Annotated in this window: 1 protein-coding gene; it reads right to left on the bottom strand. The window is 68.3% G+C overall.

The genetic code is table 11. The features are described from left to right. The coding region (locus ACYVDE_RS25195; protein WP_460504256.1) for a proprotein convertase P-domain-containing protein at positions 1-681 on the bottom strand (681 nt) is incomplete at both ends.

Raw genomic sequence — 681 nt, 5'->3', positions numbered from 1 at the left:
CGGCGCCGGGCGCCACGCGCACGTCCACGGTATCGCGGAAGGTGCAGCCGCCGGGCACCGTGGTGGTGCCGATGTAGCGGTAGCGGCCGGCGGTGGCGGGCATGGTGGCCAACACGTTGTCGCCGGCAATGCTCTGGCCGTTAGGACCGCTCCACACGGTTGTGTTGCCGCGCGTTACGAGGCCCCAGTTCGTCACCACGCCTACGTCGGCGGGGCCGCCATCTATCACCCACAAGGTCCAGGTGCCGGCCATGGGCGAGTTGCGCAGCTTGGCGAAGCCGGTGGGCTCATCAACCTGCCAGGCACCGGCAAACGGCGAGGTGCCGTTGCTCAGGGCGCGGGCTCCCAGCGAGTCGATAAACACGGTGTTCTGGTAGCCTTGGCCGTTGCCGCCGTTTTGCATGCTCAGCAGCACGCGGCTGCCATCGGGGGCAATGAGGTAAAGAGCCAGGTCGCCCACATACGTGTGGTTGATGCTGACGCGGACGCCGCGCAGGTCGAAAAAGCCTTCGGCAGTGCCCGCTACCGTGAGCGGAATGCGCACACCCGTCGCGTTGTAGTCGGGAATGGCGGTGCTGCCCGTGAACTGGTAGGGTCCCACCAGCTGGTTTTCGAAGGGCCGGCTGCGTAGGCGGGCCGTGCCCCCGGCGCAGGCCACCGAGTCGATACCGGCCGGGGCGG

Source organism: Hymenobacter agri (assembly GCF_054778495.1).
The sequence above is the reverse complement of the archived record's forward strand: the minus strand, read 5'-3'. Positions and strand labels throughout refer to the sequence as shown.